Genomic DNA, 3,801 nt, shown 5'->3' with positions numbered 1-3,801 from the left:
GCGCGAAGCCGCCCGACGCATCAACGCCGAACGACTTCTCACTGCGTAGCCGTCCAGTTACCCGACAGTCTCTCAGGTACGAGGGGTTGGCCGCCTGCGGCTGTCGGAACACCTCCAGGGTGGCAAGCCGGTCGTCGGCGCGCAACGCCTGCCGGGGCACCCGGTCCGGCTCGGCGAGGATGGGCAGGTCCAGCGGAACCGACCAGGGTCGCCCCGGTGGCCCCGCCTCGGCCGGCCCGGTGACCCACCCGAGGCCCCACACCCCGTACGGCAGGCGGGCGCGGCTGCCGCTGGCCCAGAACACCACCGGCTGCCCGGCCCGCATCAGCCGGGCCCGGTAGCCGGGGCGTACGCACCAGTTCGTCACCAGGGGCTCGCGGGCGAAGCGGGCGGCGAGGTCGACCGTGTCCGCGTTGCCCTTTATCAACCAGGCGCCCAGGTCGTCGAGGCGTACCCGTGGCTCGGTCATCGCCTCATCCTGCCCCGACCGACACCCGTCCCATCAAATGATCATGTGGGTCCAGTAGGTCAGCCAGAGCACGAACAGCACGCCCTGCACGACCGCGAGCGCCGCCGTCAGCCACACGTCGACGCTCGCGCGACGGGCCCAGCGGGCCAGCACCAGGGCCACCGGGAACGCGGCCAGCAGGTATCGCAGCAGACTCTTGTAGACCGCCGGGCCCATCGACAGCGGCACCAGCACCATGAGCACGCCGTAGACCAGATAGGGCAGCTCCCGGCGGCGGAACCCGACGGCCAGGACGGCCAGCACGATCAGGGCGAACAGAACCCGGGCGGCGTCGCGCGGCTCGCCGGTGAGGCCGCCGAGCACCACCGGCACCGGGTTCTGCGCCTTGATCCCCCAGCCGACCTGCTGGGCGTGCTGGTAGGCGAACCAGTCCCCGCCGCGCCACCGGCAGAACGCCATGAAGGTGAACCATCCGGCGGGCAGCAGCAGCAACGGCCAGCCGGTCCGCAGGTACGCGAGCAGGGCGCGTGGACCGAGCCGCCACTCGTGCTGACGCAGCAGCACCAGCGCCAGCGCCACGGCGACGAGCAGCCCGAGAGACCGGCTCATCGCCAGGAAGTAGCCGACCACGCCGACCAGCAGCCACCGGCGATGCTCGGCGTAGTAGAACGCGGCCAGCGCGAGGCAGACGAACAGCGACTCGGTCAGCGCGGCCTGGAATAGGAAGGCCGTCGGCAGGAGCACCAGGTAGCGGGTGAAGCGACGCGCCGCGTCCGCGTCGCCGAACAGCAGCTCGGCCAGCCGGTAGCCGTACACCAGGGCGCCCAGGAACGCGACGTTGCTGATCAACAGCAGGGCCAGCGCGTTGTCGCCGCCGAGCAGCGCGCCGACCGGCCGGGCGAGGAAGGGGTAGAGCAGCGGAAAGCCGAAGTCCCCCCACGGCCGCCCGGTCAGCGGCAGCTCGCTCAGCCGTAGGTAGAGCAGTGCGTCCCAGGCGAACCAGAAGGAGATCCACCGATGCCCGGAGACCTCGCGCTGCTGCGCCCACATCAGCGCCTCGTCGGGCGGCGGCGCGCCGGGTATGCCGTCCCAGGCGTGCAGGACCAGCAGGCCAAGCAGGGTCAGCAGCAGCTTCGCGCCGAGAAAGAGCCCGATGACGTACGGCCAGGGCGGCGGCACCCGGCGGACCAGCCGCCCGGCCGCGCCGGCCAGCGCCGTCGCACGCCGCCGGCCGCTTCGCCACCGGTGCATCCGCCCCGCTCCCCCGGTCCGCCGAACCGCCCGCCGCCCTCCTCGTTGTACGCCCCGGAGGACCGCGCGGGAGGAGAAACCCGCCAGGATCAGGAGGTGACATCTCGGGCATAACGGGTAGGCATGCCGCCTCGACCAGTGGCAGGGAGTACGGGGGCATGAGCGAGCAGCACGGCACGGTGGTCATCGGCGCGGGTCCGGCGGGGCTCACGGCGGCGTACGAGTTGCTCCGGCACGGGCTGCCGGTCCGGGTCTTCGAGGCCGACGAGGTGGTCGGCGGGATCAGCCGTACCGTGGAGCGCGACGGGTGGCGCTTCGACATCGGCGGGCACCGGTTCTTCACCAAGGTCCCCCGGGTGGAGGCGTTCTGGCACGAGATCCTGCCGGACGAGGACTTCCTGACCCGACCCCGGATGAGCCGGATCTTCTACCGGGGCGCCCTGTTCAACTACCCGCTCAGCGCGACGAACGCCCTACGCAACCTGGGGTTGCCGGAGGCGGTGCGCTGCCTGGGCTCGTACGCGCGGGCGCGCCTGCGTCCGCCCCGCGACCAGTCGCACTTCGAGGGCTGGGTGTCGGCCCGGTTCGGGTGGCGGCTGTACTCGATCTTCTTCAAGACGTACACCGAGAAGGTCTGGGGTATGCCGGCGGACCGACTGCGGGCCGACTGGGCCGCGCAGCGGATCAAGAACCTGTCGCTGGCCACGGCGATCCGCAACGCGGTGCTGCCCCGCCGCCGCCGCACCGACGTGACCAGCCTGATCGAGGAGTTCCAGTACCCGAAGTACGGGCCGGGGATGATGTGGGAGCGCTGCGCCGAAGAGGTGCGCCGACGCGGCGGGGAGGTGTCGACCGGCACCTGGGTGACCGCCGTGCACCGCGACCCGAAACGACGTCGGGCGATCAGCGTGACGCTCAACGGCGCGGGCGGGCAGCGTACCGAGCCGGCCGACGACGTGATCTCGTCGATGCCCATCTCGGAGCTGGTCGCCGCGCTCCGCCCGCCCGCGCCCCCGGAGGTGCTGGCCTGCGCCGCCGACCTGCGCTACCGCGACTTCCTGACCGTCGCCCTGGTGGTGCCGGCCGAGTTCTCGTTCCCCGACAATTGGATCTACGTGCACGACCCGGCGGTGAAGGTGGGCCGGATCCAGAACTTCGGCTCCTGGTCGCCGTACCTCGTCAAGGACGGACGCACCTGCCTGGGCCTGGAGTACTTCGTCTTCGAGGACGACGAGATGTGGCGTACCCCCGATGTCGATGTCGTGGCCCTGGCCACCGCGGAGCTGGAGCGGTTGGGCCTGGTCCGCCCGGGCGTGGTCGAGGCCGGGCACGTCGTGCGCATGCCCAAGGCCTACCCGGTGTACGACGAGCGTTACCAGCACAACGTGGACGTGATCCGGGCCTGGCTGGCCGAGGCCGTGCCGAACGTGCACCCGGTGGGGCGCAACGGCATGCACCGCTACAACAACCAGGACCATTCGATGCTCACCGCGATGCTCACCGTCGAGAACATCGTCACCGGCAGCACGCACGACGTCTGGTCGGTCAACGTGGAGCAGGACTACCACGAACAGTCGACCGACGGCGGCGGCCGGCGGGGCACCGGCCGGGACGCGCCGGTGCTGCCGAGCCGGATCATCACCGCACCGATCACCGCTCCCGAGGGTGCCCGCGCAGCCGGCGACGGCGGCCGATCCGCGCAGGCGCCGCTGGTCTGAATCGGCGCAGGAGTGGTCGGCGCGGTAGTGGGGGCCGGCGTCGTGGGAATGGTGACCACGCCCCGGTAGGTGCCGGGTTTGATGCTGATGGTGACCGGAACGCCGTTGTTCGCCGCGACACTGTCGATCGCCGCCTGCACGGTCGTGTAGTTGCCGCTGCCGTCGGCGGCCACGGTGATGGTTGCGGACGCGGACGCGGCAGAAGCCGTCGAGACCGCGGCGGCGAGAGCGCACACCGTCACCACCGCCACCGAGCGCACGCGGAGCACCCTGCCGGACGTCGTCATATTGACCAGTAATCCAAAGGTGCCGTGATCGTTGTCCGTGTATGGGTGTTGCGGTACGTGATGCGCGGCGGCTTTC

The 3,801-nt window shown here is 71.2% G+C and carries 4 protein-coding genes; 2 read left to right on the top strand and 2 right to left on the bottom strand.

The features are described from left to right. Together ACLQ24_RS28875 and ACLQ24_RS28870 are read right to left on the bottom strand one after the other, a co-directional pair. Positions 1 to 469: hypothetical protein (locus ACLQ24_RS28875; RefSeq protein WP_425894897.1), on the bottom strand; the 469-nt coding region annotated here is incomplete at its 3' end. A gap of 33 nt (positions 470 to 502) precedes the next feature. Continuing rightward, positions 503 to 1,720: a hypothetical protein gene (locus ACLQ24_RS28870; protein ID WP_425894896.1), complete on the bottom strand. Its 1,218-nt coding sequence runs from the start codon at positions 1,718 to 1,720 to the stop codon at positions 503 to 505. 158 nt (positions 1,721 to 1,878) lie between these two features. On the opposite strand from ACLQ24_RS28870, the gene ACLQ24_RS28865 reads away from it, so the two are divergent. Together ACLQ24_RS28865 and ACLQ24_RS28860 are read left to right on the top strand one after the other, a co-directional pair. Beyond that, the gene (locus ACLQ24_RS28865; protein WP_425894895.1) at positions 1,879 to 3,438 is read left to right on the top strand and encodes an NAD(P)/FAD-dependent oxidoreductase; all 1,560 of its coding nucleotides are present in this window, start codon (positions 1,879 to 1,881) and stop codon (positions 3,436 to 3,438) included. 150 nt (positions 3,439 to 3,588) lie between these two features. After that, positions 3,589 to 3,753 carry a hypothetical protein gene (locus ACLQ24_RS28860; protein WP_425894898.1) on the top strand — a complete coding sequence of 55 codons (165 nt, stop codon included), beginning with the start codon at positions 3,589 to 3,591 and terminating at the stop codon, positions 3,751 to 3,753. Positions 3,754 to 3,801: the final 48 nt, after the last annotated feature.

Origin of the sequence: Micromonospora sp. DT4 (assembly GCF_049841675.1) — a bacterium.
In the GTDB taxonomy this organism is placed as follows: Bacteria; Actinomycetota; Actinomycetes; order Mycobacteriales; family Micromonosporaceae; genus Micromonospora.
Note: the sequence above shows the minus strand (reverse complement) of the source record. Positions and strands in the feature narration are given on the sequence as shown.

Coding starts and splice junctions, on each gene's coding strand:
- ACLQ24_RS28870 (WP_425894896.1), bottom strand. CDS start 1,720: ATGCACCGGTGGCGAAGCGGCCGGCGGCGTGCGACGGCGCTGGCCGGC.
- ACLQ24_RS28865 (WP_425894895.1), top strand. CDS start 1,879: ATGAGCGAGCAGCACGGCACGGTGGTCATCGGCGCGGGTCCGGCGGGG.